Here is a 24,908-nt window from a genome sequence, read left to right as displayed (position 1 = left end):
CATCAACATGATCGTTACCCTGATCCACCCAATCGCGATGGACGACGGTTTACGTTTCGCAATCCGTGAAGGTGGCCGTACTGTAGGTGCGGGTGTTGTTGCAAAAATTATTGCATAATACATAGCTTCATTTAGTTTTAAAAAGGGCACCTAATTAGGTGCCCTTTTTTGTTGTCATAAACAAAATTACTTATCTTGTCCGTAATCTATTCTTTTAATTTAAATTGTTCGTGTAACAAACTTATTTGTAACAAATGATCTTTGTAAATCATTTTGAATGATAATTGAAATGCAAATCATTTTTATTTAAACTATCTGTATGTGATTTATACAGGTAAGCACCATGTACATTTGTCTTTGTGAAGCGATTACTGATAAACAAATCAGAAATGCTGCAAGAAAGTATCAAGTAACCTCACTGAAAGGGCTACGACAAATTTTGCCTGTAGGCTTAGAATGCGGGAAATGCATTAGGCAGACAAAGGCGATTTTATATGAAGAGCAAATGATTTTTGAGGATGCGTGTGCCGCTGAGGTTGCATAGTATCTTATACCATTCAAATTATTCCCACCAAATTTATCACTTTTGGTTTAAATACATTGCGTAAAAATTACACTAACATCAATTTCAGTACTACACTTAAAAGACTGGAAGCGATGGAGGGTAGCAATGAAAGGTGATAAAAAAATGATAGCCCACCTAAATAAACTACTGGGCAATGAGTTAGTTGCAATCAACCAATATTTTTTGCATGCTCGTATGTTTAAAAATTGGGGACTTACACGCCTCAATGAGATGGAATATCACGAATCAATTGATGAAATGAAGCACGCGGACAAATATATAGAGCGAATTCTTTTTCTCGAAGGTATTCCTAACCTACAAGATCTTGGTAAGTTAAATATTGGCGAAGATGTTGAAGAAATGCTGAAGTCAGATTTGCAGCTTGAAATCGATGGGGCGAAAAACCTAAAAGAAGCTATTAAATACGCAGATTCGGTTCATGACTACGTTAGTCGAGACCTGATGATTGAAATCTTAGCAGATGAAGAAAACCATATTGATTGGATAGAAACGCAATTAGAACTAATTACTCGCTTAGGAATTCAAAACTATCTTCAAGCGCAAGTTAGAGAAGAGTAATTTAGTATTTACATAGCTATTTGCTAAGTAAACTTGTATTAAAAGCCTCTCAGTCACTTCACTTCCTAAGTCTGAGAGGCTTTTTGATGAGTCTCTTCAAAAAAAATGCACATATTTTCCTCGATTACTTGTGTTTCCCTATAATTTACGTATAATGCGCGGGCTTACTGATGAGTAAGCCCTATATTTTAGGACTGAAATCTCAGTATTGAGTCAACGATTTGTTGCTCATTTAGACAATACTTCCGATTTGGAAGTTACATCAAGAACGATTACACTCTCCCATCAATCGAAATGGGTACGAGGAGTAATCATTTACGTTTATAAAATAGTTGGAGCTCTGGTCTCATGCAGAACCAAAGAATCCGTATCCGCCTGAAAGCTTTTGATCATCGTTTAATCGATCAATCAACTGCGGAAATCGTAGAGACTGCTAAGCGCACTGGTGCGCAAGTTCGTGGTCCTATCCCGCTGCCGACACGTAAAGAGCGTTTTACCGTTCTGATTTCTCCGCACGTTAACAAAGATGCGCGTGATCAGTACGAAATTCGCACTCACAAGCGTCTGGTTGACATCGTTGAGCCAACCGAAAAGACCGTTGATGCTCTGATGCGTCTGGACCTGGCTGCCGGCGTTGACGTGCAGATCAGCCTGGGTTAATCAGGTCGTCGAACGATTGAGAGGTTGAAACAATGAAAGGTTTAGTCGGTAAGAAAGTCGGTATGACTCGTATCTTCACTGAAGATGGCGTTTCTATACCTGTAACTGTTATCGAAATTGAAAATAACCGTGTTACTCAGGTTAAAACTGCAGAAACTGACGGTTATAATGCAATTCAGGTTACTACCGGGAGCAAAAAAGCTAACCGTGTAACTAAGCCTGAAGCAGGTCATTTCGCTAAAGCTGGCGTCGAAGCTGGCCGTATCCTACGTGAATTCCGTATTGAAGACAGTGCAGAATACACAGTAGGTCAAAGCATTAGCGTTGAAATTTTCGCTGACGTTAAAAAAGTCGACGTTACTGGTACATCTAAAGGTAAAGGTTTTGCCGGCACAGTTAAGCGCTGGAATTTCCGTACTCAAGATGCTACTCACGGTAACTCCTTGTCTCACCGTGTTCCGGGTTCTATCGGTCAAAACCAGACTCCGGGCAAAGTGTTTAAAGGCAAGAAAATGGCAGGCCAACTGGGTAATGAACGTGTAACTGTTCAAAGCTTAGATGTAGTACGTGTTGACGCTGAGCGCAACCTGCTGCTGGTCAAAGGTGCTGTTCCAGGAGCAACTGGTAGCAACCTGATCGTAAAACCGGCTGTCAAGGCTTAACGTCGAGGAGATAGGAATGGAATTGGTAATGAAAGACGCGCAAAGCGCGCTGACTGTTTCCGAAACTACCTTCGGGCGTGATTTCAATGAAGCGCTTGTTCACCAAGTAGTTGTTGCGTATGCAGCTGGTGCTCGTCAAGGTACTCGTGCTCAGAAAACTCGTGCTGAAGTTTCTGGTTCAGGTAAAAAACCATGGCGTCAAAAAGGTACTGGCCGTGCACGTTCTGGTTCAGTAAAGAGCCCAATTTGGCGCTCTGGTGGTGTTAGCTTCGCAGCTAAACCACAGGACCACAGTCAAAAAGTTAATAAGAAGATGTACCGTGGTGCTTTAAAAAGCATCCTCTCTGAGTTGGTACGTCAAGATCGTCTGATCGTTGTCGAGAAGTTCTCTGTTGAAGCACCTAAAACTAAGTTGCTGGCACAGAAACTGAAAGATATGGCTCTGGAAGATGTTCTGATCATCACTGCTGAATTAGATGAAAATCTGTTTTTAGCAGCACGTAACCTGTATAAGGTTGACGTTCGTGATGCAGCAGGTATTGACCCAGTTAGCCTGATCGCCTTCGACAAAGTGGTTATGACTGCTGATGCTGTGAAGCAAGTTGAGGAGATGCTGGCATGATCCGTGAAGAACGTCTGCTGAAAGTACTGCGCGCGCCGCATGTATCTGAAAAAGCTTCTACAGCGATGGAAAAAAGCAATACCATCGTTCTCAAAGTTGCGAAAGACGCGACTAAAGCAGAAATCAAAGCTGCTGTACAGAAACTGTTTGAAGTCGAAGTTGAAGGTGTTAACACTTTGCTGGTTAAAGGCAAAACTAAACGCCACGGTCAGCGTTTCGGTCGTCGTAGCGACTGGAAAAAAGCTTACGTCACGCTGAAAGAAGGCCAAAATTTGGACTTCATTAGCGGTGCTGAGTAAGTCGGAGGAGTAAAGAACAATGGCAGTTGTTAAATGTAAACCTACGTCTCCGGGCCGTCGCCACGTAGTTAAAGTGGTTAACCCTGAGCTGCATAAGGGTAAGCCTTATGCTCCGCTGTTAGAAAAAAACAGCAAATCCGGTGGTCGTAACAACAATGGCCGTATCACTACCCGTCACATCGGTGGTGGCCATAAGCAGCATTATCGTTTAGTTGACTTTAAACGCAACAAAGATGGTATTCCTGCAGTTGTTGAGCGTTTGGAATATGATCCAAATCGTTCTGCGAACATTGCACTGGTTCTATATAAAGACGGTGAACGTCGTTATATTCTTGCACCAAAAGGCTTGAAAGCTGGTGACCAGATTCAATCTGGTGTTGATTCAGCAATCAAAGCTGGTAATGCACTGCCGATGCGCAATATCCCTGTTGGTTCTACAGTTCATAATATCGAACTGAAACCAGGTAAAGGTGGACAGTTAGCGCGTTCAGCAGGTACTTACGCTCAAATCGTTGCTCGTGATGGCGCTTATGTCTCATTACGTTTACGTTCTGGTGAAATGCGTAAAGTTTTAGCTGATTGCCGTGCAACTCTTGGTGAAGTTGGTAACGCTGAACATATGTTACGTGTTCTCGGTAAAGCTGGTGCTAGCCGCTGGCGTGGTATTCGTCCTACCGTTCGCGGTACTGCGATGAACCCAGTTGACCATCCACATGGTGGTGGTGAAGGCCGTAACTTTGGTAAACACCCAGTAACACCATGGGGCGTTCAAACCAAAGGTAAGAAAACTCGTAGCAACAAGCGTACTGATCAATTCATCGTACGTCATCGTTCTAAAAAATAATTAGAGGATAAACCATGCCACGTTCTCTCAAGAAAGGTCCTTTTATTGACCTGCACTTGCTGAAGAAGGTAGAGAAAGCGGTGGAAAGCGGAGACAAGAAGCCTCTTAAGACTTGGTCCCGTCGTTCAACGATCTTTCCTAATATGATCGGATTGACCATCGCTGTCCATAATGGTCGTCAGCATGTTCCAGTTTTCGTAACCGACGAAATGGTTGGTCACAAACTGGGTGAATTCGCACCGACTCGCACTTATCGCGGCCACGCGGCAGATAAGAAAGCTAAGAAACGTTAAGGATAGGAGGAAGAGATGGAAACTTTAGCTATGCATCGCCACGCTCGTTCTTCTGCCCAGAAGGTTCGCTTAGTTGCCGACCTGATTCGCGGTAAGAAAGTGTCGCAAGCTCTGGAAATTCTGACCTACACCAACAAGAAAGCTGCTGGTTTAGTGAAGAAAGTACTTGAATCTGCAATTGCTAACGCAGAGCAAAACGATGGCGCTGACATTGATGACCTGAAAGTTGCGAAAATTTTCGTAGACGAAGGTCCAACCATGAAACGCATCATGCCGCGTGCGAAAGGCCGTGCAGATCGTATTCTTAAGCGCACCAGCCACATTACTGTGGTTGTGTCCGATCGCTGAGACTCTGGAGACTAGCAATGGGTCAGAAAGTACATCCTAATGGTATTCGCCTGGGTATTGTCAAACCTTGGAACTCTACTTGGTATGCGAACACCAATGAATTCGCTGACAACCTAGACAGCGATTTTAAAGTACGCCAGTACTTGAATAAAGAATTGGCAAAAGCGTCAATCTCTCGCATCGTTATCGAACGTCCTGCGAAAAGCATCCGTGTGACTATTCACACTGCTCGCCCAGGTATCGTTATCGGTAAGAAAGGTGAAGACGTTGAAAAACTGCGTAAAACAGTAGCGGATATCGCTGGTGTTCCTGCGCAAATCAATATCGCCGAAGTTCGTAAACCAGAACTAGACGCTAAATTAGTTGCTGACAGCATTTCTTCACAGCTGGAACGTCGTGTTATGTTCCGTCGTGCTATGAAGCGTGCAGTACAGAACGCAATGCGTCTGGGCGCTAAAGGTATTAAAGTTGAAGTCAGTGGCCGTTTAGGCGGTGCTGAAATCGCTCGTACCGAGTGGTATCGTGAAGGCCGTGTGCCACTGCACACATTACGTGCTGATATCGATTACAACACTTCAGAAGCGCACACCACTTACGGTGTTCTCGGCGTTAAGGTATGGATCTTCAAAGGTGAGATTCTGGGTGGTATGGCTGCTGTTGAACAAGCTGAGAAACCAGCTGCTCAACCTAAAAAGCAGCAGCGTAAAGGCCGCAAGTAAGGAGAGTCGCTGATGTTACAACCAAAGCGTACAAAATTCCGTAAGGTGCACAAAGGCCGCAACCGTGGTCTAGCGCAAGGTACGGATGTTAGCTTCGGCACTTTCGGTCTTAAAGCTGTTGGCCGTGGTCGTCTGACTGCACGTCAGATCGAAGCGGCACGTCGTGCTATGACCCGTGCTATTAAGCGTCAAGGTAAAATCTGGATCCGTGTATTCCCAGACAAACCAATCACTGAGAAACCACTCGAAGTTCGTATGGGTAAAGGTAAAGGTAACGTAGAATATTGGGTTGCCTTAATCCAGCCTGGTAAAGTACTGTACGAAATGGACGGTGTGCCTGAAGAGCTGGCTCGTGAGGCATTCTCTCTGGCAGCAGCGAAACTGCCTATCAAAACCACCTTTGTAACTAAGACGGTGATGTAATGAAAGCACAAGAGCTGCGCGAAAAAAGCGTTGAAGAGCTGAATGCTGAACTTTTGAACCTGTTACGTGAACAATTTAATTTACGTATGCAGGCTGCAAGTGGTCAGCTGCAACAGTCTCATCTGTTGAAACAAGTGCGTCGCGATATCGCACGTGTGAAGACTTTACTGACTGAGAAGGCAGGTGCGTAATGAGCGATAAAATCCGTACTCTGCAAGGTCGTGTAGTTAGCGATAAAATGGAGAAATCTATTGTTGTTGCTATCGAGCGTATGGTGAAACACCCTCTGTATGGTAAATTCATCCGTCGTACGACTAAATTGCACGTACATGACGAGAACAATGAATGTGGAATCGGTGACGTGGTAGAAATCCGCCAAACTCGTCCACTGTCTAAGACTAAGTCTTGGGCCTTAGTTCGCGTTGTAGAAAAAGCTGTTCTGTAATAGAATAACTTTTCTTGATGAATAAACGGCTCTTTTTGATTGAGCCGTTTATTTTTTTCTGTCCAACACGATGATGTGGTGTTATAATGCCGCGCCCTCGTAGTATGGGTATATTTGAACGGCCTCTTCATAATGAGGTGGCTCAGTAGTAGTTGACATTTAGCGGAGCACTAAAATGATCCAAGAACAGACTATGCTGAACGTGGCCGACAACTCCGGTGCACGTCGCGTAATGTGTATCAAGGTTCTAGGTGGCTCGCACCGTCGCTATGCACATGTAGGCGACATCATTAAAATTACTGTTAAAGAAGCAATTCCACGCGGTAAAGTTAAAAAGGGTGATGTCCTGAAAGCGGTAGTGGTGCGCACCAAGAAGGGTGTACGTCGCCCTGACGGTTCTGTCATTCGCTTCGATGGTAATGCTTGTGTGTTATTAAATAATAACAGCGAGCAAGTAATCGGTACGCGTATTTTTGGGCCGGTAACTCGTGAACTTCGTAATGAGAAGTTTATGAAAATTATCTCTCTGGCACCTGAAGTACTCTAAGGAGCGAAACTATGGCAGCGAAAATCCGTCGTGATGACGAAGTTATCGTGCTAACTGGGAAAGACAAAGGTAAGCGCGGTAAAGTAAAGCAGGTTATTTCTTCTAGTAAAGTTATCGTTGAAGGTATCAATCTGGTTAAAAAACATCAGAAGCCTGTACCGGCTCTGAACCAACCAGGTGGCATCGTTGAAAAAGAAGCGGCTATTCAAGTTTCTAACGTTGCAATCTTTAACGCGGCAACTGGTAAGGCTGACCGTGTAGGCTTTAGATTCGAAGACGGCAAAAAAGTCCGTTTCTTCAAATCTAACAGTGAAACTATCAAGTAATTTTTGGAGTATACGATGGCGAAACTGCATGATTACTATAAAGACGAAGTAGTTAATAAACTCATGACTGAGTTTAGCTACACTTCTGTCATGCAAGTCCCTCGGGTCGAGAAGATCACCCTGAATATGGGTGTTGGTGAAGCGATTGCTGATAAAAAACTGCTGGATAACGCAGCAGCTGATTTAACAGCGATCTCAGGTCAAAAACCTTTGATCACCAAAGCACGCAAATCTGTTGCAGGCTTCAAAATCCGTCAGGGCTATCCAATCGGCTGTAAAGTAACCCTGCGTGGCGAACGCATGTGGGAGTTCCTTGAGCGTCTGATTTCTATTGCTGTACCACGTATTCGTGACTTCCGTGGCTTGTCCGCTAAGTCTTTCGATGGTCGCGGTAACTACAGCATGGGTGTTCGTGAACAAATCATCTTCCCTGAAATCGATTACGATAAAGTGGATCGCGTACGTGGTTTAGATATTACTATCACCACTACTGCGAAATCAGATGACGAAGGTCGCGCACTGTTAGCAGCGTTCAACTTCCCGTTCCGCAAGTAAGGCAGGGTACTCATGGCTAAGAAATCTATGAAAGCGCGTGATGTTAAACGTGCTAAATTAGCTGAGAAATTCTTCGCAAAACGCGTAGAACTGAAAGCTATCATCTCTGATGTTAAAGCATCTGATGAAGATCGCTGGGACGCTGTTCTCAAGCTGCAAACACTGCCACGTGATTCAAGTCCTTCTCGTCAGCGTAATCGCTGCCGTCAAACAGGGCGTCCGCACGGTTTCCTGCGGAAGTTTGGTCTGAGCCGTATTAAAGTCCGTGAAGCCGCTATGCGCGGTGAAATCCCGGGCCTTAAAAAGGCAAGTTGGTAATTCCATTTGAATCACGGGAGTAAAGACAGATGAGCATGCAAGATCCCATCGCGGATATGCTGACCCGTATCCGTAACGGTCAGGCCGCGAACAAAGTTGCGGTCACCATGCCTTCCTCCAAGCTGAAAGTGGCAATTGCCAAAGTGCTGAAGGAAGAAGGTTATATTGAAGATTTTAAAATTGAAGGCGACATCAAGCCAGAACTGGAACTGACTTTACGTTATTTCCAAGGTAAGGCTGTTGTAGAAAGCATTCAGCGTGTAAGCCGCCCAAGTCTGCGCATCTATAAGAAAAAAGATGAGCTGCCACAAGTTATGGCTGGTTTAGGTATCGCTGTTGTTTCTACCTCTAAAGGTGTCATGACTGATCGTGCAGCTCGCCAAGCTGGTCTTGGTGGCGAGATTCTCTGCTACGTAGCTTAATTCGGGAGGAAAGAATGTCTCGTGTGGCAAAAGCACCCGTCGTCATTCCTGCCGGCGTAGAGGTAAAACTCAACGGTCAGGTTATTTCGATTAAGGGTAAAAACGGCGAGCTTACTCGTACTATCCATAATGCAGTTGAAGTTAAAAGCGAAGACAATCAACTGACTTTCGCACCACGCGAAGGTTTTGATGATGCATGGGCACAAGCGGGTACTACTCGTTCACTGTGTAATGCAATGGTTGTTGGTGTTACCGAAGGCTTCACTAAAAAGCTTCAACTGGTCGGTGTTGGTTACCGTGCAGCAATCAAAGGCAATGCTGTAAGCTTGTCTTTAGGTTTCTCGCATCCGGTTGAACACGCACTGCCAGCAGGCATTACTGCTGAATGCCCAACACAAACTGAAATCGTACTGAAAGGTGCGGATAAGCAAGTGATTGGTCAAGTTGCAGCAGAACTGCGTGCTTACCGTCGTCCTGAACCTTACAAAGGTAAAGGTGTTCGTTACGCCGATGAAATCGTGCGTACCAAAGAGGCTAAGAAGAAGTAAGGTAACACTATGGATAAGAAAGCAGCTCGTATCCGTCGTGCGACCCGCGCACGCCGTAAGATCCAAGAATTGGGTGCGACTCGCCTGGTGGTACATCGTACTCCACGCCATATTTATGCGCAGGTTATCGCACCAAACGGTTCTGAAACATTGGTTGCAGCTTCTACTACAGAAAAAGCTATCAATGAACAAGTTAAGTTTACTGGAAACAAAGACGCAGCAGCAATTGTTGGTAAATTAGTTGCTGAACGCGCACTGGAAAAAGGCATCACTGTTGTTGCTTTTGACCGTTCTGGTTTCCAATATCATGGTAGAGTCCAGGCACTGGCAGATGCTGCCCGTGAAGCTGGCCTTCAGTTCTAAGGTAGAGGTGTAAGATGGCTCACATCGAGAAACAAGCTGGCGAACTGCAGGAAAAGCTGATCGCGGTAAACCGCGTAGCAAAAACCGTTAAAGGTGGCCGTATTTTCAGCTTTACCGCACTGACTGTAGTTGGTGATGGTAACGGTCGCGTTGGTTTTGGCTACGGCAAAGCGCGCGAAGTTCCGGCAGCAATCCAGAAAGCGATGGAAAAAGCCCGTCGCAGTATGAAAACCGTTGCTCTAAACAACGGCACATTGTTCCACCCTGTGAAAGGTACACACACTGGTTCTCGTGTGTTTATGCAACCTGCTCACGAAGGTACCGGTATCATTGCCGGCGGTGCAATGCGTGCTGTTTTAGAAGTAGCTGGAGTTCGCAACGTACTGGCTAAAACCTATGGTTCCACAAACCCAATCAACGTGGTTCGTGCAACACTGGATGCTTTAGACAGCATGAAGTCTCCAGAAATGGTCGCAGCTAAGCGTGGAAAATCCGTCGAAGAAATTCTGGGGTAATCGGCTATGGCTAAGACTATTAAAATTACACAAGTTCGCAGTTCAATCGGTCGTCTGCCTAAGCATAAGGCAACACTGGTCGGTTTAGGTCTGCGTCGCATTGGTCATACAGTAGAGCGCGAGGATACTCCTGCTGTACGTGGTATGGTCAACTTGGTTTCCTACATGGTTAAAGTTGAGGAGTAAGAGATGCGTTTAAATACTCTGTCTCCGGCTGAAGGTGCCAAGCACGCGCCTAAACGCGTAGGTCGTGGTATCGGTTCTGGTCTGGGTAAAACCGGCGGCCGTGGTCACAAAGGTCAGAAATCTCGTTCTGGCGGTGGCGTACGTCGTGGTTTCGAAGGTGGCCAGATGCCTTTATACCGTCGTTTGCCGAAATTCGGCTTCACTTCACGTAAAGCAATGATCACTGCAGAGATTCGTCTGTCTGATTTTGCTGCTGTTGAAGGCGATGTTATTGATCTGAACGCACTGAAAGCCGCGAACGTTGTTGGCATCCAGATTGAATATGCTAAGGTTATTCTGTCTGGCGAAGTGAACCGTGCAGTTACTGTACGTGGCCTTCGTGTTACTAAAGGTGCTCGCGCTGCAATCGAAGCTGCCGGCGGTAAAATTGAGGAATAAGTGACAGATGGCTAAACAACCAGGATTAGATTTTCAAAGTGCCAAGGGTGGAGCTGGCGAACTTAAACGCAGACTTTTGTTTGTAATTGGTGCGCTAATTGTTTTCCGAATTGGTTCTTTTATTCCAATCCCTGGTATTGATGCCACTGTGCTTGCCAAATTGCTCGAACAGCAACAAGGCACCATCATTGAAATGTTTAACATGTTCTCTGGTGGTGCTCTTAGCCGTGCTTCTATCTTTGCTTTGGGTATCATGCCGTATATTTCGGCATCGATCATTATCCAATTATTATCAGTGGTTAATCCACGATTAGCAGAGATCAAGAAGGAAGGAGAAGCAGGTCGTCGGAAGATAAGCCAATATACTCGCTGGGGTACTCTGGTATTAGCAATATTCCAATCTATTGGTATTGCAATGGGTCTACCGAATATGCCAGGGATGCAAGGGTTAGTCATTGATCCAGGCCTCCCGTTCTACTTTACGGCAGTTGTTAGCTTAGTCACAGGGACTATGTTCCTAATGTGGTTAGGTGAGCAGATAACTGAAAGAGGTATCGGTAACGGTATTTCTATCATTATCTTCGCTGGTATTGTTGCGGGGTTACCGCCGGCTATTGGCCATACCATCGAGCAAGCTCGGCAAGGCGATCTGCACTTCCTCCTGTTGCTGTTGGTTGCGGTGTTAGTATTCGCGGTTACTTTCTTTGTTGTGTTTATGGAACGTGGTCAACGTCGTATTGTCGTTAATTACGCTAAACGTCAGCAAGGGCGCCGTGTTTATGCAGCACAAAGTACGCATTTACCGTTAAAAGTGAATATGGCGGGTGTAATTCCTGCAATTTTTGCTTCCAGTATCATACTATTCCCGGGTACAATAGCTTCTTGGTTTGGTGATGGAACTGGCTGGGACTGGCTGACTACAATTTCTATGTATTTGCAGCCTGGTCAACCGTTATATGTGTTACTTTATGCATCTGCGATCATCTTCTTCTGTTTCTTCTATACGGCGTTGGTTTTCAACCCAAGAGAAACAGCAGATAACCTGAAGAAGTCCGGTGCATTTGTACCAGGAATTCGTCCGGGAGAGCAAACGGCCAAGTACATTGATAAGGTAATGACTCGCTTAACATTAGTTGGTGCATTATATATTACCTTCATCTGCCTAATCCCGGAGTTCATGCGTGACGCAATGAAAGTACCTTTTTACTTTGGTGGTACTTCCCTCTTAATCGTGGTTGTCGTTATCATGGACTTTATGGCTCAAGTGCAAACTCTAATGATGTCAAGTCAGTATGAGTCTGCATTGAAGAAAGCAAACCTGAAAGGTAAGTAATCACTTAGTGTGATTATGGTTTGCTTAGAAGTTACGGAGAGTAAAAATGAAAGTTCGTGCTTCCGTCAAGAAATTATGCCGTAACTGCAAAATTATCCGTCGCAATGGTAGCGTTCGTGTAATTTGTAGTGTTGAACCAAGACATAAACAACGTCAAGGTTAAGAAAAAGCATTTTTTTCTTGCAAAGTTGGGTTGAGCTGGCTAAATTAGCCAGCCAATCTTTTTTATCTAAGATACATTATTGTTTGAGTATCCTGAAAACGGGCTTTTCAGCACAGTAATGTATATTTTAACTTAGGAGTGCATAGTGGCCCGTATAGCAGGCATTAACATTCCTGATCATAAACATACTGTAATCGCTTTAACATCGATTTTCGGTATCGGTAAGACCCGCTCACAGGCTATCTGTGAAGCAACAGGTATTGCTGAAAATGTTAAGATCAGTGAGCTGTCTGAAGAACAAATCGACAAGCTGCGTGACGAAGTTGCTAAATACGTTGTAGAAGGTGACTTACGTCGTGAAATTACCCTGAGCATCAAGCGTCTGATGGACCTTGGATGTTACCGTGGTTTACGTCATCGTCGTGGTCTTCCTGTGCGCGGACAGCGTACTAAGACTAACGCTCGTACCCGTAAGGGTCCGCGTAAGCCGATCAAGAAATAAGTCGGGGTATTGAATAATGGCAAAAGCACCAATTCGTGCACGTAAGCGTGTAAGAAAACAAGTCTCAGACGGTGTGGCTCATATCCATGCTTCTTTCAACAACACAATCGTTACTATTACTGACCGTCAAGGTAACGCATTAGGTTGGGCAACTGCCGGTGGTTCCGGTTTCCGTGGTTCTCGCAAATCTACTCCGTTCGCAGCTCAGGTTGCAGCAGAGCGTTGCGCAGAAGCTGTGAAAGAATACGGAATCAAAAACCTGGAAGTTATGGTTAAGGGACCGGGTCCGGGTCGCGAATCAACAATTCGTGCTCTGAACGCCGCTGGTTTCCGCATCACTAATATTACTGATGTGACTCCTATCCCTCATAACGGTTGTCGCCCACCGAAAAAACGTCGCGTTTAAATACGTTTCGTTTTTTTTAGGACTGTTGGAGAAAGAAAATGGCTAGATATTTGGGTCCTAAGCTCAAGCTGAGCCGTCGCGAAGGAACAGACCTCTTTCTGAAGTCTGGTGTTCGCGCGATTGACACCAAGTGTAAATTAGAACAGGCTCCAGGCCAGCACGGTGCGCGTAAACCGCGTCTGTCTGACTATGGTGTCCAGTTACGTGAAAAACAAAAAGTTCGTCGTATGTTCGGTGTTCTGGAACGTCAATTCCGTAACTATTACAAAGAAGCAACACGTCTGAAAGGCAACACAGGTGAAAACCTGCTGACTTTGCTTGAAGGTCGTCTTGATAACGTCGTTTACCGTATGGGCTTTGGCGCAACTCGCGCAGAAGCACGTCAAATGGTTAGCCACAAAGCTATCATGGTAAATGGTCGCGTAGTTAATATCGCTTCTTATCAGGTTTCCCCGAATGACGTTATCAGCGTTCGTGAGAAAGCTAAAAAACAGTCTCGTATTAAGGCTGCTTTAGAGCTGGCTGAACAGCGTGAGAAGCCAACTTGGCTGGAAGTTGATGCTGCTAAAATGGAAGGTGTGTTCAAACGTATTCCTGAACGTACTGACTTGTCTGCGGACATTAACGAACACCTGATCGTCGAGCTTTACTCCAAGTAAAGCTTAGCACCAAAGAGAGGACACAATGCAGGGTTCTGTGACAGAGTTTCTAAAACCGCGCCTGGTAGATATCGAGCAAGTGAGTTCGACGCACGCTAAGGTGACCCTTGAGCCTTTAGAGCGTGGCTTTGGCCATACTCTTGGTAACGCACTGCGCCGTATTCTGCTTTCGTCTATGCCGGGTTGTGCGGTGACAGAGGTTGAAATTGATGGTGTACTGCATGAGTACAGCACCAAAGAAGGTGTACAGGAAGATATCCTGGAGATTCTCCTCAACCTGAAAGGGCTGGCGGTAAAAGTTCAGGGGAAAGATGAAGTTATTTTAACCTTGAATAAATCTGGCATTGGCCCTGTGACTGCAGCCGACATCATCCATGATGGTGATGTCGAAATCGTCAAGCCACAGCACGTCATCTGCCACCTGACTGACGAAAGCGCATCTATTAATATGCGAATTAAAGTACAGCGTGGTCGTGGTTATGTGCCGGCTTCTGCCCGAGTTCATTCGGAAGAAGATGAGCGCCCAATCGGTCGTTTGTTAGTCGATGCTTGCTACAGCCCAGTAGAGCGTATAGCCTACAATGTTGAAGCAGCTCGTGTTGAGCAACGTACAGACTTGGATAAGTTAGTTATTGAAATGGAAACTAACGGTACAATCGATCCTGAAGAGGCGATTCGCCGTGCGGCAACCATTCTGGCTGAACAACTTGAAGCTTTTGTTGACTTACGTGATGTACGTCAGCCTGAAGTTAAAGAAGAGAAACCAGAATTCGATCCTATCTTATTGCGCCCAGTTGACGATCTGGAATTGACTGTCCGCTCTGCTAACTGCCTCAAAGCAGAAGCTATCCACTACATCGGTGATCTGGTACAGCGTACAGAAGTTGAGTTGCTTAAAACTCCGAATCTTGGTAAGAAATCTCTTACTGAAATTAAGGACGTCTTGGCATCTCGTGGTCTTTCTCTGGGCATGCGCTTAGAAAATTGGCCACCAGCAAGTATTGCTGATGATTAAGATCACAGGTTAAGGTTTTACTGAGAAGGATAAGGTCATGCGCCATCGTAAGAGTGGTCGTCAATTGAACCGCAACAGCAGCCACCGCCAAGCTATGTTCCGTAACATGGCAGGTTCTTTAGTTCGTCATGAAATCATCAAGACGACTCTGCCTAAAGCGAAAGAACTGCGTCGCGTCGTTGAGCCGCTGATTACTCTTGCCAAGACCGACAGCGTAGCTAATCGTCGTCTGGCATTCGCACGTACTCGTGATAACGAGATCGTTGCAAAATTATTTAATGAACTGGGACCTCGTTTCGCAGCTCGTGCAGGTGGTTACACTCGTATTCTTAAGTGTGGCTACCGTACAGGTGACAACGCTCCGATGGCTTACATCGAGCTTGTTGACCGTGCTGTTGAGTCTCAAGAAGCAGCTGCAGAGTAATCTGTCGTCGCTTTCAAGAAAACCGGGTATATTTGCCCGGTTTTTTTGTACCTGCTATTCTTGTCTTCCTAATAGGTTTGTTCCCTTGAATTTTTTGTGATTAACCCATATTTACAGGTAAGTGTTATGAGCATGTATAAGATAGGTGAAATTGCTAGGCTTGCAGATGTGACGCCTGATACAATTCGTTTTTATGAAAAACAAGGTTTGATGGAACACAAAGAAAGAACTGAAGGTGGGTATAGGTTATTTACTGAGCATGACTTGCAGCGTTTGCGTTTTATTCGTTATGCAAAACAGTTAGGCTTTACTTTAGAAGCTATTACTGAGTTACTTTCAATACGAGTTGATCCTGAACATCATACTTGTCAGGAATCTAAACAGATTGTAGATCTTAGATTACTTGAAGTTGAAAAAAAGATACAAGAGCTTATTATTATGCGCGATTCGTTGAAGATGTTAAGTTCAGCATGTTGTGGTGAAGAACATGCGACAACGTATTGCTCTATTATGGAAATATTAGAAAAAGGCGCATCTAAAGTTTATTAATTATATAATCAGCTAACTATATGAAGGTATATCATGAGTAAATATCAACATAAACGTGGTGAGATTAAAGATAATGCGATTGAAGCATTACTCCATGATCCACTATTTCGTCAAAGAGTTGAAAAAAATAAAAAAGGGAAAGGTAGTTACACAAGAAAAGGAAAAAATAAGAATTCAGTTAACTGGGAGGCCAGTGGTAATAGGTTTATTGACGTATTACCACTGGCCTTTTAGTTATTTTTTATTTTGTTCTTTCAAAAGATCACGAATTTCTGATAATAGAACTTCTTCTTTAGACGGTGGTGCAGGCTCTGCTGGTGCTGCTTCTTTTTCGCGGCGAACTTTATTCATAACTTTAATTGCCATAAAGATAGCAAAGGCAACAATAACAAAGTCAAAAACAGTTTGTATAAACATTCCATAATTTAGTACAACTGCGGGTAAATCACCTTGTGCTTCTTTCAGTACGATGCTAAATGATTTGAAATCAACACCACCGATTAGTAACCCTAGCGGAGGCATGATGACATCAGCAACTAATGAAGATACAATTTTACCAAATGCGGCACCAATAATAATACCGACTGCCATATCCACTACATTACCTTTCATGGCAAATTCGCGGAAATCTTTTAAAAAGCTCATTAGACGACCCCTTAATAAATAACTCAATTGAAACAAAACATGTATTAGGTTAACAAATTATAGTCGCTAGAATTATTAAGCTGCAAATATTTACTATTTTTATTTTTATAAGAAGAATGGACTCGGTTGAAATAATTTTTCAACTTCAGGTACATACTTTTTATCTGTAATAAACATAATGACATGGTCACCTTGTTCAATAATATGGTAATCACTAGCTATAATGACTTCTTCTTCTCGGACAATCGCACCAATAATAGTTCCTGGAGGAAGTTTAATTTCAGATATTTTTTTACCAACAACTTTTGACGTATTTTCATCACCGTGTGCAATTGCCTCAATAGCTTCCGCAACACCTCTTCTTAAAGATGATACATTGACGATATCTGCTTTTCTGACATGGCTTAGTAAAGCGGAAATAGTTGCTTGTTGAGGTGAAATTGCAATGTCAATGACCCCACCTTGAACAAGTTCAACGTATGCAGAGCGTTGTATAAGTACCATTGCTTTTTTAGCCCCCATTTTTTTAGCTAACATAGCAGACATAATATTAGCTTCATCATCATTTGTTAGGGCAATAAAAACATCCATTTGCTCAATGTGCTCTTCAGTGAGTAACTCTTGGTCAGATGCATCTCCATAAAACACAATTGTATCATGCAGTAGCTCAGCAAGTTCTGTTGCACGCTTCTGGTTGCGTTCAATAAGTTTCACGCTGTAATCTTTTTCTAGTCGTCTTGCTAGACCAGCTCCAACGTTGCCACCACCAACTATCATCAAACGTTTGTATGGCTTTTCTAACCTTTGCAGCTCACTCATTACAGCTCGGATATGTTGTGTAGAAGCAACAAAAAAAACTTCGTCTCCCGCTTCAATGATTGTTGAGCCTTGAGGCCGGATAGGCCTATCTTGGCGGAAAATAGCGACAACGCGAGTATCAATATGTGGCATATGTTCGCGTAAACTCGATAATGCATTACCCACGAGGGAACCGCCGTAATAGGCTTTTACAGCAACAATACTGACTTTGCCTTCTGCAAAGTTTACAACTTGAAGAGCACCAGGGTATTGAATTAATTTATAGATATAATCGATAACTAATTGTTCTGGCGATATTAAGTAGTCAATCGGGATTTGTTCAGGCAGGAACAATTTGTCGGCTTCACGGATATATTCAGTTGCCCTGATACGCGCTATTTTATTTGGGGTATTAAATAGGCTATAGGCAATCTGGCAAGCAATCATGTTAGTTTCATCGGAATTGGTCACTGCTACTAACATATCTGCATCTTCTGCACCTGCATCTCGAAGTACCCGGGGATGAGAACCATGGCCATTTACCACTCGCAGATCGAATTGATCCTGTAATTGACGTAAGCGATCAGCATCGGTATCGACGACGGTAATATCATTGTTCTCATCAACTAAATTTTCAGCAAGCGTGCCGCCAACTTGCCCAGCACCTAGAATAATGATCTTCATTACATATTCCTATATCAGAGAGCTGGCTACCATTTCCTACACTTTTTTGACTAAGCGTGCATAAAAGAAACCATCACCGCCATTAGTACTGGGTAATATTTGTAATCCAGCATCAGTTCCGTCATTTAGACAGGCATCATTATGTTTAGATAGGAAATTGTGTATTTGTTTTCCGTTTTCTTCGGGCATAATTGAACAAGTCGCATAGACCAGTGTGCCGCCTGGTTTTAAATAAGGCCAGATAGCTTCGAGAATTTGAGATTGTAGTTGCGCTAATTCATTTATGTCTGAATCACGACGTAGCCATTTAATATCAGGATGACGTCGAATAACGCCTGTTGCGGAACAAGGAGCATCAAGCAAAATACGATCAAATTGCTGACCTTGAGCCCATGTTTCAGGCTGTGTTCCGTCTCCTTGTATAACAACAGCATGTTGCTTTAGACGAATTAAATTTTCTTTCACTCTTTTAAGGCGTGATTCATCTATGTCTACAGCAATAACATTAGCCTTAGGGGCTAACTCTAAAATATGGGTTGTTTTTCCACCTGGTGCTGCACATAAATCTAAAATATTTTCCCCATTTTGAGGTTCTAGTAATTCAGCACAGCCTTGAGCTGAAACATCTTGTACTGTTGACCAACCATCTTCAAAGCCCGGAAGACGAGAAACAGCTGTAGGTTCATCTAAGCGGATAGCATTTGGATGTGAAGAGTGCAAATGTGCGGTTATCTCAGATTGCTCTAATAAATTAAGATATTGTGTAGCTGTGTGATGCTGAGAATTTACTCTTAACCACATAGGTGGGCGTTGGTTATTTGCTTCAATAATAGATTGCCAATCATCTGGATAGGCTGTTTGTAGGTGTTTTAATAACCAGCTTGGATGTAAATATTGGCTAGTGTTGTTAGTAATTCTTTCTTCTAATTGTACTTGTTGGCGTTGAAATGAACGCAACACGCCATTAATAAGCCCTTTTAATTGGGGTTTTTTCAGTGCTACTGCTCCATTTACTGTTTCTGCTAATGCAGCATGAGGCGGAATGCGAGTATAAAGTAGCTGATAGATACCTACCATAATTAAGTAATGCAGGGTTCTTTGTTTACCAGTTAATGGTTTTTCCATTAGCTGACTAATAAACCATTCAAGCTTAGGTAAATAACGTAAAACGCCAAAGCAAATTTCTTGTAATAAAGCTTTATCTTTATCATTGATATTGCGTTGTAAGTCAGGCAATACAGTGCTTAGTGATTGTCCGTTATCAAGGACTTGATTAATTGCTGTTGCCGCGATACTACGCAAATTATATGTGTTTTTCATATGGTGAAGATGAATATATTAGTGACTGAAATAAAACTGCCTGAAGGTATCAGGCAGTTTACAAGTTCGTTATGCTAGAATTTGCTCTGGAGTAAACCATTCGCGACGAGAGTTTAGGATATCTTGTGCACTCATTGCTTTTTTGCCAGGCGGTTGTAGCTGAGTAATATTTAGTATGCCATTTCCTGTGGCGATACATATACCTTTTTTATCAGCGCTAATAATTGTTCCTGGTTGCTTGTCATGTTCGTCGGTGAATACTTCAGCTTGCCAAACTTTAATGAGTTGCTCTTCAACCATGAAATAACTCATTGGCCAAGGATTGAAAGCACGAATACAACGCTCAATATGTACAGCATCATCTTGCCAATTAATGCGAGCTTCCTCTTTCGATAATTTTTCAGCATAATTTGCTAATGAATCGTCTTGTTTCTCACCAACGCATTGACCTGCGGATAACATCTCAACAGTATGAATTAATGCTTCAGGGCCTGTTATTGCTAATTTATCATATAACGAGGCGCTCGTATCACTAGCGCTAATTGGACAAATTGCTTTGTAAAGCATGTCTCCAGTATCTAAACCTGCGTCCATTTGCATAATAGTCACACCCGTTTCAGTATCACCAGCCCAAATAGAACGTTGAATTGGTGCTGCTCCTCTCCAGCGAGGTAACAAAGAGCCGTGAACATTCAAGCAACCTAAGCGAGGAATATCAAGAACGGCTTGCGGTAAAATCAATCCATAAGCAACAACTATCATTAAGTCCGCATTTTGGTCTTTTATCCACTGCTGGTTTTCGCTATCTCTAAGAGATATTGGTTGAAAAACAGGGAGTTGGTTTTCTTCAGCGAGAACCTTGACAGGGCTTGGTGTTAACTTTTTACCTCTCCCCGCAGGTTTATCATGGCGAGTGAGAACGCCTACGATTTGGTGCCTGGTACCTAAGAGAGCAGCTAAGTGTTTGGCCGCAAAATCTGGTGTACCTGCAAAAATAATTTTCAATGGCTCTGACACGTTAATTTCCCTATTTATATTTAGCGAACTAGCTATTCTTGGCTTCTTTTGCTCTTAGTCTGTCTAGTTTTTCAACTTTCTGGCGGATGCGCTGACGTTTTAAAGGCGATAAATAGTCAACAAATAGCTTACCAACAAGGTGGTCCATTTCATGTTGGATACAGATAGCTAATAAACCATCAGCCTCTAGTTCAAAAGACTCGCCGTTATAATTTAGTGCACGAACTTTTACCTGCTCAGCACGAGGGACGAAGCCATGTTGTTCCGGAATAGACAAGCAACCTTCTTCGATACCTGTTTCCCCAGATTTATCTAACAATTCAGGGTTAATAAGAACTAAGCGCTCATCACGAGTTTCGGACACATCAATGACGATGATTCGCTGGTGGATATCGACTTGAGTTGCTGCAAGGCCAATACCTTCTTCTTCATACATGGTATCGAACATATCATCAACGATACGCTGTATAGAAGCATCAACTTTGTCTACTGGCTTAGCAATTGTGCGTAAGCGTTCGTCTGGATAATGTAATACGTTTAAGACTGACATAAATTTTTCGAGCGGTTTCCAAAATGTGAATGGGAATTAATGACTATTCTAGACATTTCTCTTTCATATTGACAGTATTGGTTATGATTTGTTCACTGAAGAACCTATTTGTTAATGAGTCAGGATGACAATAATGGATACCCAAGAAATTTGGTTAAGGATGTCTCAAGTTAAAAGGCTATTGCCCCTGAATGCAGTAAGAATAATTAATGAGCTAAAACAACTAAATAAAATTAGCTATCAGGCTTTACACCATCATGGTTTGAATGAAATACAGCAATTACAATTTATGAATGTCTCTATGCACCGGCTAGAAAAAGTACAAGCATGGCTTTCAGATAAACATCATCAAATGATTACTTACTGTGATTCCCATTACCCTTTTTTATTAAAGCAAATCTACAGTCCTCCTCTTTTATTATTTGTTGAGGGAAAAAGTGAATTATTGGTAGCGCCACAAATTGCTATAGTTGGCAGTCGTAGAGCAAGTGAATATGGCAGAATATGGACTAACCTGTTTGTAAAGAGCTTTGTTCACCATGGTATAACCATCACTAGTGGGCTTGCATTAGGTATCGACGGTATAAGCCATAAAGCAGCTCTAGATAATAGAGGTGAAACAATTGCGGTTTTAGGTAGCGGATTAGCAAATATTTACCCGCGTCAACATGCTGAATTAGCTGAAAAGATTAAAAATTATGGTGCGTTGATTTCAGAATATTGGCCAGATGTACCACCATTACCTAAGCAATTTCCCAAGAGAAACCGTATTATTAGTGGGTTAAGTAAAGCAGTTGTTGTCATTGAAGCTGGAATGAAAAGTGGATCATTAATAACTGCTAGATATGCATTAGAGCAAAACCGTGACTTATTTACATTGCCTGCTCCATTGGGTAATTCTGCATTCCATGGTAACCATTGGCTATTGCAGCAAGGAGCTTATCTATTAGCTGAACCTGAAGATGTATTGCAACATATTGGTGATGGGTTAAATTGGATACAAACAGAATTGCCTATAGAAAAGGTATCACTTGAGTTTAGTGTGGTAGAAAATAAAATTTTAGGTATGGTGGGGTACCAAGCGACACCAGTAGATGTCATTGCAGAACAGACCCAAATTCCTGTTACTCAAATAATTACCATATTAACTGAGATGGAAATCAATGGAGTAGTTAGCTCGGGGGCTGGTGGGTATACCAGAGTCACTTAGTTAAAAGCAACAGTAGAGAAAAACATGTCTAAACAACTGCCCTTCGATACAGAGAAAAATGAACATTGTCCAGAATGCGATTCCTTGCTTGTTATCCGCAATAGTTCACATGGGCCTTTTTGGGGTTGTTCAAGTTATCCACAATGTCATTATATGAGGCCGTTAAGGCCTACAGTAGAAAGTCATATTATTAAAGTATTAAGTGGTCAACATTGTCCTAAATGTAGCCATGACTTAGTGCTGAAGCAAGGCCGATTTGGCATGTTTATTGGTTGTAGTAATTATCCTGAATGTGAACATATTGAGCTAATTGATAAGCCGGATGAAACTAAAATTTCTTGCCCGCAATGCCAAACAGGGAATTTATTACAGAGAAAATCGCGTTTCGGTAAGACTTTTTATGCTTGTGATAATTATCCTAACTGTCAGTTTATATTAAATAATAAGCCTATTACTGGTAAATGTAAGTATTGTGAATATCCATTACTTATGGAAAAAAGGGGGGGACAGGGAGTAAGATTATTTTGTGCCAGCAAACGCTGCGGTAAGCAACAAGAAGAATAATGAGTTAAAACTATGTCAAATATATCTACACCTGCAATTGAAAGTATCATAAATTCATTACAACACGAGGAGGTTATTGCCTACCCAACAGAAGCCGTATTTGGTTTAGGCTGTGACCCAGATAGTGAAAAGGCAGTACATAAGTTATTAGAATTGAAGCAACGCCCTTGGGAAAAAGGATTAATCCTTATTGCCGATAGCTATGAACAATTAAAAGACTATATAGATGATGAGCAGTTAACGGAAGATCAGAAACAAGCGATGTTTGCAACATGGCCAGGGCCAGTAACATGGGTTATCCCCGCAAAAACAACGACGCCAAAATGGTTGACTGGCCGGTTTGACACCATCGCAGTGAGAGTCACAGACCATGAATTAGTAAAAAGCTTATGCCGTCATTATGGCAAACCTTTAGTGTCTACAAGTGCAAATTTAAGTGGTTTAGAGCCTTGTAGAACAACAGAAGAAGTAATTGCTCAATTTAAAGGAAGTGTTCCTGTCCTTGATGGAACAGTGGGTGGCCGCCAAAATCCTTCTGAAATAAGAGACGCAAAAACAGGGCAACTATATCGTAAAGGATAATATTGATGGAAATGTTTGCGGTTTTTGGCAATCCAATTCAACACAGTAAATCACCTGTTATACATAAAATGTTTGCAGAGCAAACAGGTATTTCACTGAAATATGAAAAAATCCTAGCACCAGTAGAGGGTTTCGAACAAAGCTTAATAGAGTTTTTTTCACAAGGTGGAAAGGGCGCAAACATTACATTGCCATTTAAGGAGCGCGCCTTTCATGCTGTTTCTGAATTAACAGCGAGAGCTCAAACTTGTGGTGCAGTTAATACGGTCATGAAGCTTGATGATCATCGATTGCTGGGAGACAACACAGATGGAATGGGGCTTTTGTTAGATTTACAGCGTTTGAATTTTGTACATCCAAGTAGCCGAATATTAATAGTTGGTGCTGGTGGTGCAACACGTGGAGCATTATTGCCACTTTTAGAATATGGCTGTGATATCACTTTAACAAATAGAACTTTTTCTAAGGTTGTATTATTAGTTAACGAATTTTCAGCGCTAGGGAAAATATGTGGGAAGGAGATCTCGCAGATCGTATCTGCTGATTTTGATCTGATCATCAATGCGACTTCATCTGGTGTGAATGGAGAAGTTCCTGCAATTGATCCAAATGTATTTAATCATCAAGTTGCATGTTATGACATGTTTTATCAATCGTCATTAACTCCTTTCCTTGAATTTGCGGCTCAACACCAAGTGACTAAGATAGCGGATGGCTTAGGTATGCTTGTAGGACAAGCTGCATTTTCTTTTAAGCTATGGCATGGCGTTCTTCCTGAAATTACACCTGTTTTATCTGCTTTATATAAGGAATTGAAAGGGTGAATCAGCAAATTCAATTTCCGGATAGAGAAGAGTGGGATGAGCTATCCAAGCAAGTACGCTTTCCTGTGTTGATTAGCGGAATGCTTGCCGAATGTGCAATCCCTCAGTCATTGCTATTTCAACGCTATGGTCAAGAAGAAACACCTCTGAGGTTATTTCAGCAGTATCGATGGGATATCGAAGAAGAGTTTGAAGCCTTGATTGAACAAGGCCTCGATGGCGAAGATGGGCTTTACGTATTATCAGAGGCTAAATAGTTATTTTTCCATTCAACATAGTTATTTGCTGAATAACGTAGATGACCTAACTCAGCATCAGTCAATTTTCGGATGGCTTTTGCTGGGCTCCCTGTATATAAGTAACCAGACTCGAGCCTTTTTCCTTGAGTCACTAAACTGTTAGCTCCGATAATAACGTCATCTTCGACTATAGCCCCATCAATGACAATTGAGCCCATTCCAACCAGTACTCTATTCCCTATAGTGCAACCATGTAACATGACTTTATGGCCAATGGTGACATCTTCCCCGATAATTAACGGGTTTCCCTCAGGGTTACTGGCAGATTTATGCGTGACATGTAGTACTGAGCCATCTTGGATATTGGTGCGTGCGCCAATAGAGATATAGTTAACATCACCACGCAAAACACTGAGAGGCCAAATACTGACATCATCAGCTATGCGAACATCTCCAATTACAACAGAAGATGGGTCAATGAAAACGCGTGCATTAATAGAAGGATAGATACCTAAATAAGGGCGTAAAAGTGTGTTCATAGTTATAACCATAAAAAGAAATAAAGGATGGCAGTTAAATAACTCGCTAATTCATTATGAATTTATGAGCCAAGTAGGCTGCTAAAGTTAGAATTATAGGCATGAAGTCGCTTCTTTTATAATCGTTATGCAGTGAAAAAGCACAAGATGGCTATTTTATCTGCAAACGGAGTTTTTTTTTAAAAAAAAGGTTGTGTAATTTTGAAGG

Annotated in this window: 43 protein-coding genes and 1 pseudogene; 38 read left to right on the top strand and 6 right to left on the bottom strand. The window is 42.6% G+C overall.

Going from position 1 to position 24,908, the window contains the following annotated elements:
- The 33 genes and pseudogenes from PR725_RS21595 to PR725_RS21435 all read left to right on the top strand — a co-directional run.
- Positions 1-118 (top strand): annotated as a pseudogene (locus tag PR725_RS21595) (EF-Tu/IF-2/RF-3 family GTPase); the annotation flags it as partial.
- Positions 119-343: 225 nt separating this feature from the next.
- On the top strand, positions 344-544 hold the full coding sequence (gene bfd, locus PR725_RS21590; RefSeq protein WP_004907122.1) for a bacterioferritin-associated ferredoxin: 201 nt from the start codon (positions 344-346) through the stop codon (positions 542-544).
- A gap of 126 nt (positions 545-670) precedes the next feature.
- The gene (gene bfr, locus PR725_RS21585; RefSeq protein WP_004907125.1) at positions 671-1,144 is read left to right on the top strand and encodes a bacterioferritin; all 474 of its coding nucleotides are present in this window, start codon (positions 671-673) and stop codon (positions 1,142-1,144) included.
- Positions 1,145-1,492: 348 nt separating this feature from the next.
- Complete coding sequence (gene rpsJ / locus PR725_RS21580; protein WP_001181005.1) at positions 1,493-1,804, top strand: 30S ribosomal protein S10; 312 nt, start codon at positions 1,493-1,495, stop codon at positions 1,802-1,804.
- A 32-nt stretch (positions 1,805-1,836) separates the two neighbouring features.
- A complete protein-coding gene (rplC, locus tag PR725_RS21575; protein WP_004265414.1) occupies positions 1,837-2,466 on the top strand; it encodes a 50S ribosomal protein L3 in 630 nt (209 codons plus the stop codon).
- A 16-nt stretch (positions 2,467-2,482) separates the two neighbouring features.
- On the top strand, positions 2,483-3,088 hold the full coding sequence (gene rplD / locus PR725_RS21570; RefSeq protein ID WP_004265418.1) for a 50S ribosomal protein L4: 606 nt from the start codon (positions 2,483-2,485) through the stop codon (positions 3,086-3,088).
- On the top strand, positions 3,085-3,387 hold the full coding sequence (gene rplW, locus PR725_RS21565) for a 50S ribosomal protein L23 (RefSeq protein WP_004265420.1): 303 nt from the start codon (positions 3,085-3,087) through the stop codon (positions 3,385-3,387). Before rplD ends, rplW begins: the two co-directional genes overlap by 4 nt.
- Before the next feature lie 19 nt (positions 3,388-3,406).
- Positions 3,407-4,231, top strand: coding sequence for a 50S ribosomal protein L2 (gene rplB / locus PR725_RS21560; protein WP_004907128.1), 825 nt, complete (start codon positions 3,407-3,409; stop codon positions 4,229-4,231).
- Between the two features lie 14 nt (positions 4,232-4,245).
- Complete coding sequence (gene rpsS / locus PR725_RS21555) at positions 4,246-4,524, top strand: 30S ribosomal protein S19 (RefSeq protein WP_004265426.1); 279 nt, start codon at positions 4,246-4,248, stop codon at positions 4,522-4,524.
- A gap of 15 nt (positions 4,525-4,539) precedes the next feature.
- Positions 4,540-4,872 (top strand): 50S ribosomal protein L22, encoded by a 333-nt coding sequence (gene rplV / locus PR725_RS21550; protein WP_004265430.1) that lies wholly within the window; start codon positions 4,540-4,542, stop codon positions 4,870-4,872.
- A 17-nt stretch (positions 4,873-4,889) separates the two neighbouring features.
- On the top strand, positions 4,890-5,591 hold the full coding sequence (gene rpsC, locus PR725_RS21545; RefSeq protein ID WP_004907131.1) for a 30S ribosomal protein S3: 702 nt from the start codon (positions 4,890-4,892) through the stop codon (positions 5,589-5,591).
- Between the two features lie 12 nt (positions 5,592-5,603).
- Positions 5,604-6,014, top strand: coding sequence for a 50S ribosomal protein L16 (rplP, locus tag PR725_RS21540; RefSeq protein WP_004265436.1), 411 nt, complete (start codon positions 5,604-5,606; stop codon positions 6,012-6,014).
- Complete coding sequence (rpmC, locus tag PR725_RS21535) at positions 6,014-6,205, top strand: 50S ribosomal protein L29 (protein ID WP_004265442.1); 192 nt, start codon at positions 6,014-6,016, stop codon at positions 6,203-6,205. Before rplP ends, rpmC begins: the two co-directional genes overlap by 1 nt.
- Positions 6,205-6,459, top strand: a complete 255-nt coding sequence (gene rpsQ / locus PR725_RS21530; protein WP_004265446.1) for a 30S ribosomal protein S17 — start codon at positions 6,205-6,207, stop codon at positions 6,457-6,459. The genes rpmC and rpsQ overlap by 1 nt, the downstream gene beginning before the upstream one ends.
- 175 nt (positions 6,460-6,634) lie before the next feature.
- Positions 6,635-7,006: a 50S ribosomal protein L14 gene (gene rplN, locus PR725_RS21525; protein ID WP_004265449.1), complete on the top strand. Its 372-nt coding sequence runs from the start codon at positions 6,635-6,637 to the stop codon at positions 7,004-7,006.
- Positions 7,007-7,017: 11 nt separating this feature from the next.
- Positions 7,018-7,332, top strand: coding sequence for a 50S ribosomal protein L24 (rplX, locus tag PR725_RS21520; protein WP_004265452.1), 315 nt, complete (start codon positions 7,018-7,020; stop codon positions 7,330-7,332).
- 15 nt (positions 7,333-7,347) lie between these two features.
- Complete coding sequence (rplE, locus tag PR725_RS21515; protein WP_004265455.1) at positions 7,348-7,887, top strand: 50S ribosomal protein L5; 540 nt, start codon at positions 7,348-7,350, stop codon at positions 7,885-7,887.
- A gap of 12 nt (positions 7,888-7,899) precedes the next feature.
- Positions 7,900-8,205 carry a 30S ribosomal protein S14 gene (gene rpsN / locus PR725_RS21510; protein WP_004265458.1) on the top strand — a complete coding sequence of 102 codons (306 nt, stop codon included), beginning with the start codon at positions 7,900-7,902 and terminating at the stop codon, positions 8,203-8,205.
- Positions 8,206-8,234: 29 nt separating this feature from the next.
- Complete coding sequence (gene rpsH, locus PR725_RS21505) at positions 8,235-8,627, top strand: 30S ribosomal protein S8 (protein WP_004907134.1); 393 nt, start codon at positions 8,235-8,237, stop codon at positions 8,625-8,627.
- A 14-nt stretch (positions 8,628-8,641) separates the two neighbouring features.
- A complete protein-coding gene (gene rplF, locus PR725_RS21500; RefSeq protein WP_004265464.1) occupies positions 8,642-9,175 on the top strand; it encodes a 50S ribosomal protein L6 in 534 nt (177 codons plus the stop codon).
- Between the two features lie 9 nt (positions 9,176-9,184).
- Complete coding sequence (gene rplR, locus PR725_RS21495; RefSeq protein WP_004907138.1) at positions 9,185-9,538, top strand: 50S ribosomal protein L18; 354 nt, start codon at positions 9,185-9,187, stop codon at positions 9,536-9,538.
- A 14-nt stretch (positions 9,539-9,552) separates the two neighbouring features.
- Complete coding sequence (gene rpsE, locus PR725_RS21490; protein WP_004265471.1) at positions 9,553-10,053, top strand: 30S ribosomal protein S5; 501 nt, start codon at positions 9,553-9,555, stop codon at positions 10,051-10,053.
- Positions 10,054-10,059: 6 nt separating this feature from the next.
- Positions 10,060-10,239 carry a 50S ribosomal protein L30 gene (gene rpmD, locus PR725_RS21485; protein ID WP_004265475.1) on the top strand — a complete coding sequence of 60 codons (180 nt, stop codon included), beginning with the start codon at positions 10,060-10,062 and terminating at the stop codon, positions 10,237-10,239.
- A 3-nt stretch (positions 10,240-10,242) separates the two neighbouring features.
- A complete protein-coding gene (gene rplO / locus PR725_RS21480; protein WP_004265478.1) occupies positions 10,243-10,677 on the top strand; it encodes a 50S ribosomal protein L15 in 435 nt (144 codons plus the stop codon).
- Positions 10,678-10,684: 7 nt separating this feature from the next.
- A complete protein-coding gene (secY, locus tag PR725_RS21475) occupies positions 10,685-12,010 on the top strand; it encodes a preprotein translocase subunit SecY (RefSeq protein ID WP_004265481.1) in 1,326 nt (441 codons plus the stop codon).
- A 46-nt stretch (positions 12,011-12,056) separates the two neighbouring features.
- Positions 12,057-12,173, top strand: coding sequence for a 50S ribosomal protein L36 (gene rpmJ, locus PR725_RS21470; RefSeq protein WP_004265484.1), 117 nt, complete (start codon positions 12,057-12,059; stop codon positions 12,171-12,173).
- 145 nt (positions 12,174-12,318) lie between these two features.
- A complete protein-coding gene (gene rpsM, locus PR725_RS21465; RefSeq protein ID WP_004907144.1) occupies positions 12,319-12,675 on the top strand; it encodes a 30S ribosomal protein S13 in 357 nt (118 codons plus the stop codon).
- Between the two features lie 16 nt (positions 12,676-12,691).
- Complete coding sequence (gene rpsK, locus PR725_RS21460) at positions 12,692-13,081, top strand: 30S ribosomal protein S11 (protein ID WP_002919257.1); 390 nt, start codon at positions 12,692-12,694, stop codon at positions 13,079-13,081.
- Positions 13,082-13,119: 38 nt separating this feature from the next.
- The gene (gene rpsD, locus PR725_RS21455; RefSeq protein ID WP_004907147.1) at positions 13,120-13,740 is read left to right on the top strand and encodes a 30S ribosomal protein S4; all 621 of its coding nucleotides are present in this window, start codon (positions 13,120-13,122) and stop codon (positions 13,738-13,740) included.
- Positions 13,741-13,765: 25 nt separating this feature from the next.
- Positions 13,766-14,755, top strand: coding sequence for a DNA-directed RNA polymerase subunit alpha (locus PR725_RS21450; RefSeq protein WP_004907150.1), 990 nt, complete (start codon positions 13,766-13,768; stop codon positions 14,753-14,755).
- A 37-nt stretch (positions 14,756-14,792) separates the two neighbouring features.
- Complete coding sequence (gene rplQ / locus PR725_RS21445; RefSeq protein ID WP_004907152.1) at positions 14,793-15,179, top strand: 50S ribosomal protein L17; 387 nt, start codon at positions 14,793-14,795, stop codon at positions 15,177-15,179.
- Positions 15,180-15,311: 132 nt separating this feature from the next.
- On the top strand, positions 15,312-15,728 hold the full coding sequence (gene zntR / locus PR725_RS21440) for a Zn(2+)-responsive transcriptional regulator (protein ID WP_004907154.1): 417 nt from the start codon (positions 15,312-15,314) through the stop codon (positions 15,726-15,728).
- Between the two features lie 33 nt (positions 15,729-15,761).
- Positions 15,762-15,962: an alternative ribosome-rescue factor A gene (locus PR725_RS21435; RefSeq protein ID WP_164529260.1), complete on the top strand. Its 201-nt coding sequence runs from the start codon at positions 15,762-15,764 to the stop codon at positions 15,960-15,962.
- On the opposite strand, the gene mscL is transcribed toward PR725_RS21435, so the two are convergent.
- The 5 genes from mscL to def all read right to left on the bottom strand — a co-directional run bounded on the left by mscL (position 15,963) and on the right by def (position 20,742).
- On the bottom strand, positions 15,963-16,373 hold the full coding sequence (gene mscL, locus PR725_RS21430) for a large-conductance mechanosensitive channel protein MscL (RefSeq protein ID WP_004907161.1): 411 nt from the start codon (positions 16,371-16,373) through the stop codon (positions 15,963-15,965). It abuts the gene before it with no gap.
- Positions 16,374-16,478: 105 nt separating this feature from the next.
- The gene (gene trkA, locus PR725_RS21425; protein WP_004265502.1) at positions 16,479-17,855 is read right to left on the bottom strand and encodes a Trk system potassium transporter TrkA; all 1,377 of its coding nucleotides are present in this window, start codon (positions 17,853-17,855) and stop codon (positions 16,479-16,481) included.
- Positions 17,856-17,891: 36 nt separating this feature from the next.
- On the bottom strand, positions 17,892-19,175 hold the full coding sequence (gene rsmB, locus PR725_RS21420; protein WP_272570401.1) for a 16S rRNA (cytosine(967)-C(5))-methyltransferase RsmB: 1,284 nt from the start codon (positions 19,173-19,175) through the stop codon (positions 17,892-17,894).
- Positions 19,176-19,244: 69 nt separating this feature from the next.
- Positions 19,245-20,192 (bottom strand): methionyl-tRNA formyltransferase, encoded by a 948-nt coding sequence (gene fmt, locus PR725_RS21415; protein WP_004907167.1) that lies wholly within the window; start codon positions 20,190-20,192, stop codon positions 19,245-19,247.
- Between the two features lie 28 nt (positions 20,193-20,220).
- Positions 20,221-20,742 carry a peptide deformylase gene (gene def / locus PR725_RS21410; RefSeq protein WP_004907170.1) on the bottom strand — a complete coding sequence of 174 codons (522 nt, stop codon included), beginning with the start codon at positions 20,740-20,742 and terminating at the stop codon, positions 20,221-20,223.
- A 133-nt stretch (positions 20,743-20,875) separates the two neighbouring features.
- Between def and dprA the strand changes: the two genes are divergently transcribed.
- From dprA to PR725_RS21385, 5 genes are read left to right on the top strand one after another with little or no spacing between them, the layout of a single operon-like run.
- The gene (dprA, locus tag PR725_RS21405; protein ID WP_004907174.1) at positions 20,876-21,952 is read left to right on the top strand and encodes a DNA-processing protein DprA; all 1,077 of its coding nucleotides are present in this window, start codon (positions 20,876-20,878) and stop codon (positions 21,950-21,952) included.
- A 24-nt stretch (positions 21,953-21,976) separates the two neighbouring features.
- Positions 21,977-22,516 carry a DNA topoisomerase family protein gene (locus tag PR725_RS21400; RefSeq protein ID WP_196719249.1) on the top strand — a complete coding sequence of 180 codons (540 nt, stop codon included), beginning with the start codon at positions 21,977-21,979 and terminating at the stop codon, positions 22,514-22,516.
- A gap of 12 nt (positions 22,517-22,528) precedes the next feature.
- The gene (tsaC, locus tag PR725_RS21395; protein ID WP_004907178.1) at positions 22,529-23,098 is read left to right on the top strand and encodes an L-threonylcarbamoyladenylate synthase type 1 TsaC; all 570 of its coding nucleotides are present in this window, start codon (positions 22,529-22,531) and stop codon (positions 23,096-23,098) included.
- A gap of 5 nt (positions 23,099-23,103) precedes the next feature.
- Positions 23,104-23,922: a shikimate dehydrogenase gene (aroE, locus tag PR725_RS21390; RefSeq protein WP_109913264.1), complete on the top strand. Its 819-nt coding sequence runs from the start codon at positions 23,104-23,106 to the stop codon at positions 23,920-23,922.
- A complete protein-coding gene (locus tag PR725_RS21385; RefSeq protein WP_004907184.1) occupies positions 23,919-24,179 on the top strand; it encodes a DUF1488 domain-containing protein in 261 nt (86 codons plus the stop codon). The genes aroE and PR725_RS21385 overlap by 4 nt, the downstream gene beginning before the upstream one ends.
- Here PR725_RS21385 and PR725_RS21380 read toward each other — a convergent pair.
- Complete coding sequence (locus PR725_RS21380; protein WP_004907188.1) at positions 24,155-24,700, bottom strand: gamma carbonic anhydrase family protein; 546 nt, start codon at positions 24,698-24,700, stop codon at positions 24,155-24,157. The genes PR725_RS21385 and PR725_RS21380 overlap by 25 nt on opposite strands.
- Between the last annotated feature and the right edge of the window lie 208 nt (positions 24,701-24,908).

Source organism: Providencia sp. PROV255, assembly GCF_028478065.1.
Lineage (GTDB): Bacteria > Pseudomonadota > Gammaproteobacteria > Enterobacterales > Enterobacteriaceae > Providencia > Providencia rettgeri.
This window is presented reverse-complemented; position numbering and strand designations above follow the sequence as displayed.

What these genes read in the sequence shown, in the direction of transcription:
- PR725_RS21380 (WP_004907188.1), bottom strand. Translation starts at nt 24,700, where the DNA reads ATGAACACACTTTTACGCCCTTATTTAGGTATCTATCCTTCTATTAAT.
- rplF (WP_004265464.1), top strand. Translation starts at nt 8,642, where the DNA reads ATGTCTCGTGTGGCAAAAGCACCCGTCGTCATTCCTGCCGGCGTAGAG.
- rpsE (WP_004265471.1), top strand. Translation starts at nt 9,553, where the DNA reads ATGGCTCACATCGAGAAACAAGCTGGCGAACTGCAGGAAAAGCTGATC.
- rpsS (WP_004265426.1), top strand. Translation starts at nt 4,246, where the DNA reads ATGCCACGTTCTCTCAAGAAAGGTCCTTTTATTGACCTGCACTTGCTG.
- bfd (WP_004907122.1), top strand. Translation starts at nt 344, where the DNA reads ATGTACATTTGTCTTTGTGAAGCGATTACTGATAAACAAATCAGAAAT.
- aroE (WP_109913264.1), top strand. Translation starts at nt 23,104, where the DNA reads ATGGAAATGTTTGCGGTTTTTGGCAATCCAATTCAACACAGTAAATCA.
- rplN (WP_004265449.1), top strand. Translation starts at nt 6,635, where the DNA reads ATGATCCAAGAACAGACTATGCTGAACGTGGCCGACAACTCCGGTGCA.
- rpsQ (WP_004265446.1), top strand. Translation starts at nt 6,205, where the DNA reads ATGAGCGATAAAATCCGTACTCTGCAAGGTCGTGTAGTTAGCGATAAA.
- rplB (WP_004907128.1), top strand. Translation starts at nt 3,407, where the DNA reads ATGGCAGTTGTTAAATGTAAACCTACGTCTCCGGGCCGTCGCCACGTA.
- trkA (WP_004265502.1), bottom strand. Translation starts at nt 17,855, where the DNA reads ATGAAGATCATTATTCTAGGTGCTGGGCAAGTTGGCGGCACGCTTGCT.
- rsmB (WP_272570401.1), bottom strand. Translation starts at nt 19,175, where the DNA reads ATGAAAAACACATATAATTTGCGTAGTATCGCGGCAACAGCAATTAAT.
- rpsK (WP_002919257.1), top strand. Translation starts at nt 12,692, where the DNA reads ATGGCAAAAGCACCAATTCGTGCACGTAAGCGTGTAAGAAAACAAGTC.
- rpsJ (WP_001181005.1), top strand. Translation starts at nt 1,493, where the DNA reads ATGCAGAACCAAAGAATCCGTATCCGCCTGAAAGCTTTTGATCATCGT.
- PR725_RS21435 (WP_164529260.1), top strand. Translation starts at nt 15,762, where the DNA reads ATGAGTAAATATCAACATAAACGTGGTGAGATTAAAGATAATGCGATT.
- mscL (WP_004907161.1), bottom strand. Translation starts at nt 16,373, where the DNA reads ATGAGCTTTTTAAAAGATTTCCGCGAATTTGCCATGAAAGGTAATGTA.
- rplD (WP_004265418.1), top strand. Translation starts at nt 2,483, where the DNA reads ATGGAATTGGTAATGAAAGACGCGCAAAGCGCGCTGACTGTTTCCGAA.
- rpsD (WP_004907147.1), top strand. Translation starts at nt 13,120, where the DNA reads ATGGCTAGATATTTGGGTCCTAAGCTCAAGCTGAGCCGTCGCGAAGGA.
- rpmD (WP_004265475.1), top strand. Translation starts at nt 10,060, where the DNA reads ATGGCTAAGACTATTAAAATTACACAAGTTCGCAGTTCAATCGGTCGT.
- rpmJ (WP_004265484.1), top strand. Translation starts at nt 12,057, where the DNA reads ATGAAAGTTCGTGCTTCCGTCAAGAAATTATGCCGTAACTGCAAAATT.
- rplO (WP_004265478.1), top strand. Translation starts at nt 10,243, where the DNA reads ATGCGTTTAAATACTCTGTCTCCGGCTGAAGGTGCCAAGCACGCGCCT.
- bfr (WP_004907125.1), top strand. Translation starts at nt 671, where the DNA reads ATGAAAGGTGATAAAAAAATGATAGCCCACCTAAATAAACTACTGGGC.
- rplE (WP_004265455.1), top strand. Translation starts at nt 7,348, where the DNA reads ATGGCGAAACTGCATGATTACTATAAAGACGAAGTAGTTAATAAACTC.
- tsaC (WP_004907178.1), top strand. Translation starts at nt 22,529, where the DNA reads ATGTCAAATATATCTACACCTGCAATTGAAAGTATCATAAATTCATTA.
- rpsC (WP_004907131.1), top strand. Translation starts at nt 4,890, where the DNA reads ATGGGTCAGAAAGTACATCCTAATGGTATTCGCCTGGGTATTGTCAAA.
- rpmC (WP_004265442.1), top strand. Translation starts at nt 6,014, where the DNA reads ATGAAAGCACAAGAGCTGCGCGAAAAAAGCGTTGAAGAGCTGAATGCT.
- zntR (WP_004907154.1), top strand. Translation starts at nt 15,312, where the DNA reads ATGTATAAGATAGGTGAAATTGCTAGGCTTGCAGATGTGACGCCTGAT.
- rplC (WP_004265414.1), top strand. Translation starts at nt 1,837, where the DNA reads ATGAAAGGTTTAGTCGGTAAGAAAGTCGGTATGACTCGTATCTTCACT.
- dprA (WP_004907174.1), top strand. Translation starts at nt 20,876, where the DNA reads ATGGATACCCAAGAAATTTGGTTAAGGATGTCTCAAGTTAAAAGGCTA.
- secY (WP_004265481.1), top strand. Translation starts at nt 10,685, where the DNA reads ATGGCTAAACAACCAGGATTAGATTTTCAAAGTGCCAAGGGTGGAGCT.
- rpsH (WP_004907134.1), top strand. Translation starts at nt 8,235, where the DNA reads ATGAGCATGCAAGATCCCATCGCGGATATGCTGACCCGTATCCGTAAC.
- rplW (WP_004265420.1), top strand. Translation starts at nt 3,085, where the DNA reads ATGATCCGTGAAGAACGTCTGCTGAAAGTACTGCGCGCGCCGCATGTA.
- rplX (WP_004265452.1), top strand. Translation starts at nt 7,018, where the DNA reads ATGGCAGCGAAAATCCGTCGTGATGACGAAGTTATCGTGCTAACTGGG.
- rplR (WP_004907138.1), top strand. Translation starts at nt 9,185, where the DNA reads ATGGATAAGAAAGCAGCTCGTATCCGTCGTGCGACCCGCGCACGCCGT.
- def (WP_004907170.1), bottom strand. Translation starts at nt 20,742, where the DNA reads ATGTCAGTCTTAAACGTATTACATTATCCAGACGAACGCTTACGCACA.
- PR725_RS21450 (WP_004907150.1), top strand. Translation starts at nt 13,766, where the DNA reads ATGCAGGGTTCTGTGACAGAGTTTCTAAAACCGCGCCTGGTAGATATC.
- rplQ (WP_004907152.1), top strand. Translation starts at nt 14,793, where the DNA reads ATGCGCCATCGTAAGAGTGGTCGTCAATTGAACCGCAACAGCAGCCAC.
- PR725_RS21400 (WP_196719249.1), top strand. Translation starts at nt 21,977, where the DNA reads ATGTCTAAACAACTGCCCTTCGATACAGAGAAAAATGAACATTGTCCA.
- rplV (WP_004265430.1), top strand. Translation starts at nt 4,540, where the DNA reads ATGGAAACTTTAGCTATGCATCGCCACGCTCGTTCTTCTGCCCAGAAG.
- rpsN (WP_004265458.1), top strand. Translation starts at nt 7,900, where the DNA reads ATGGCTAAGAAATCTATGAAAGCGCGTGATGTTAAACGTGCTAAATTA.
- rplP (WP_004265436.1), top strand. Translation starts at nt 5,604, where the DNA reads ATGTTACAACCAAAGCGTACAAAATTCCGTAAGGTGCACAAAGGCCGC.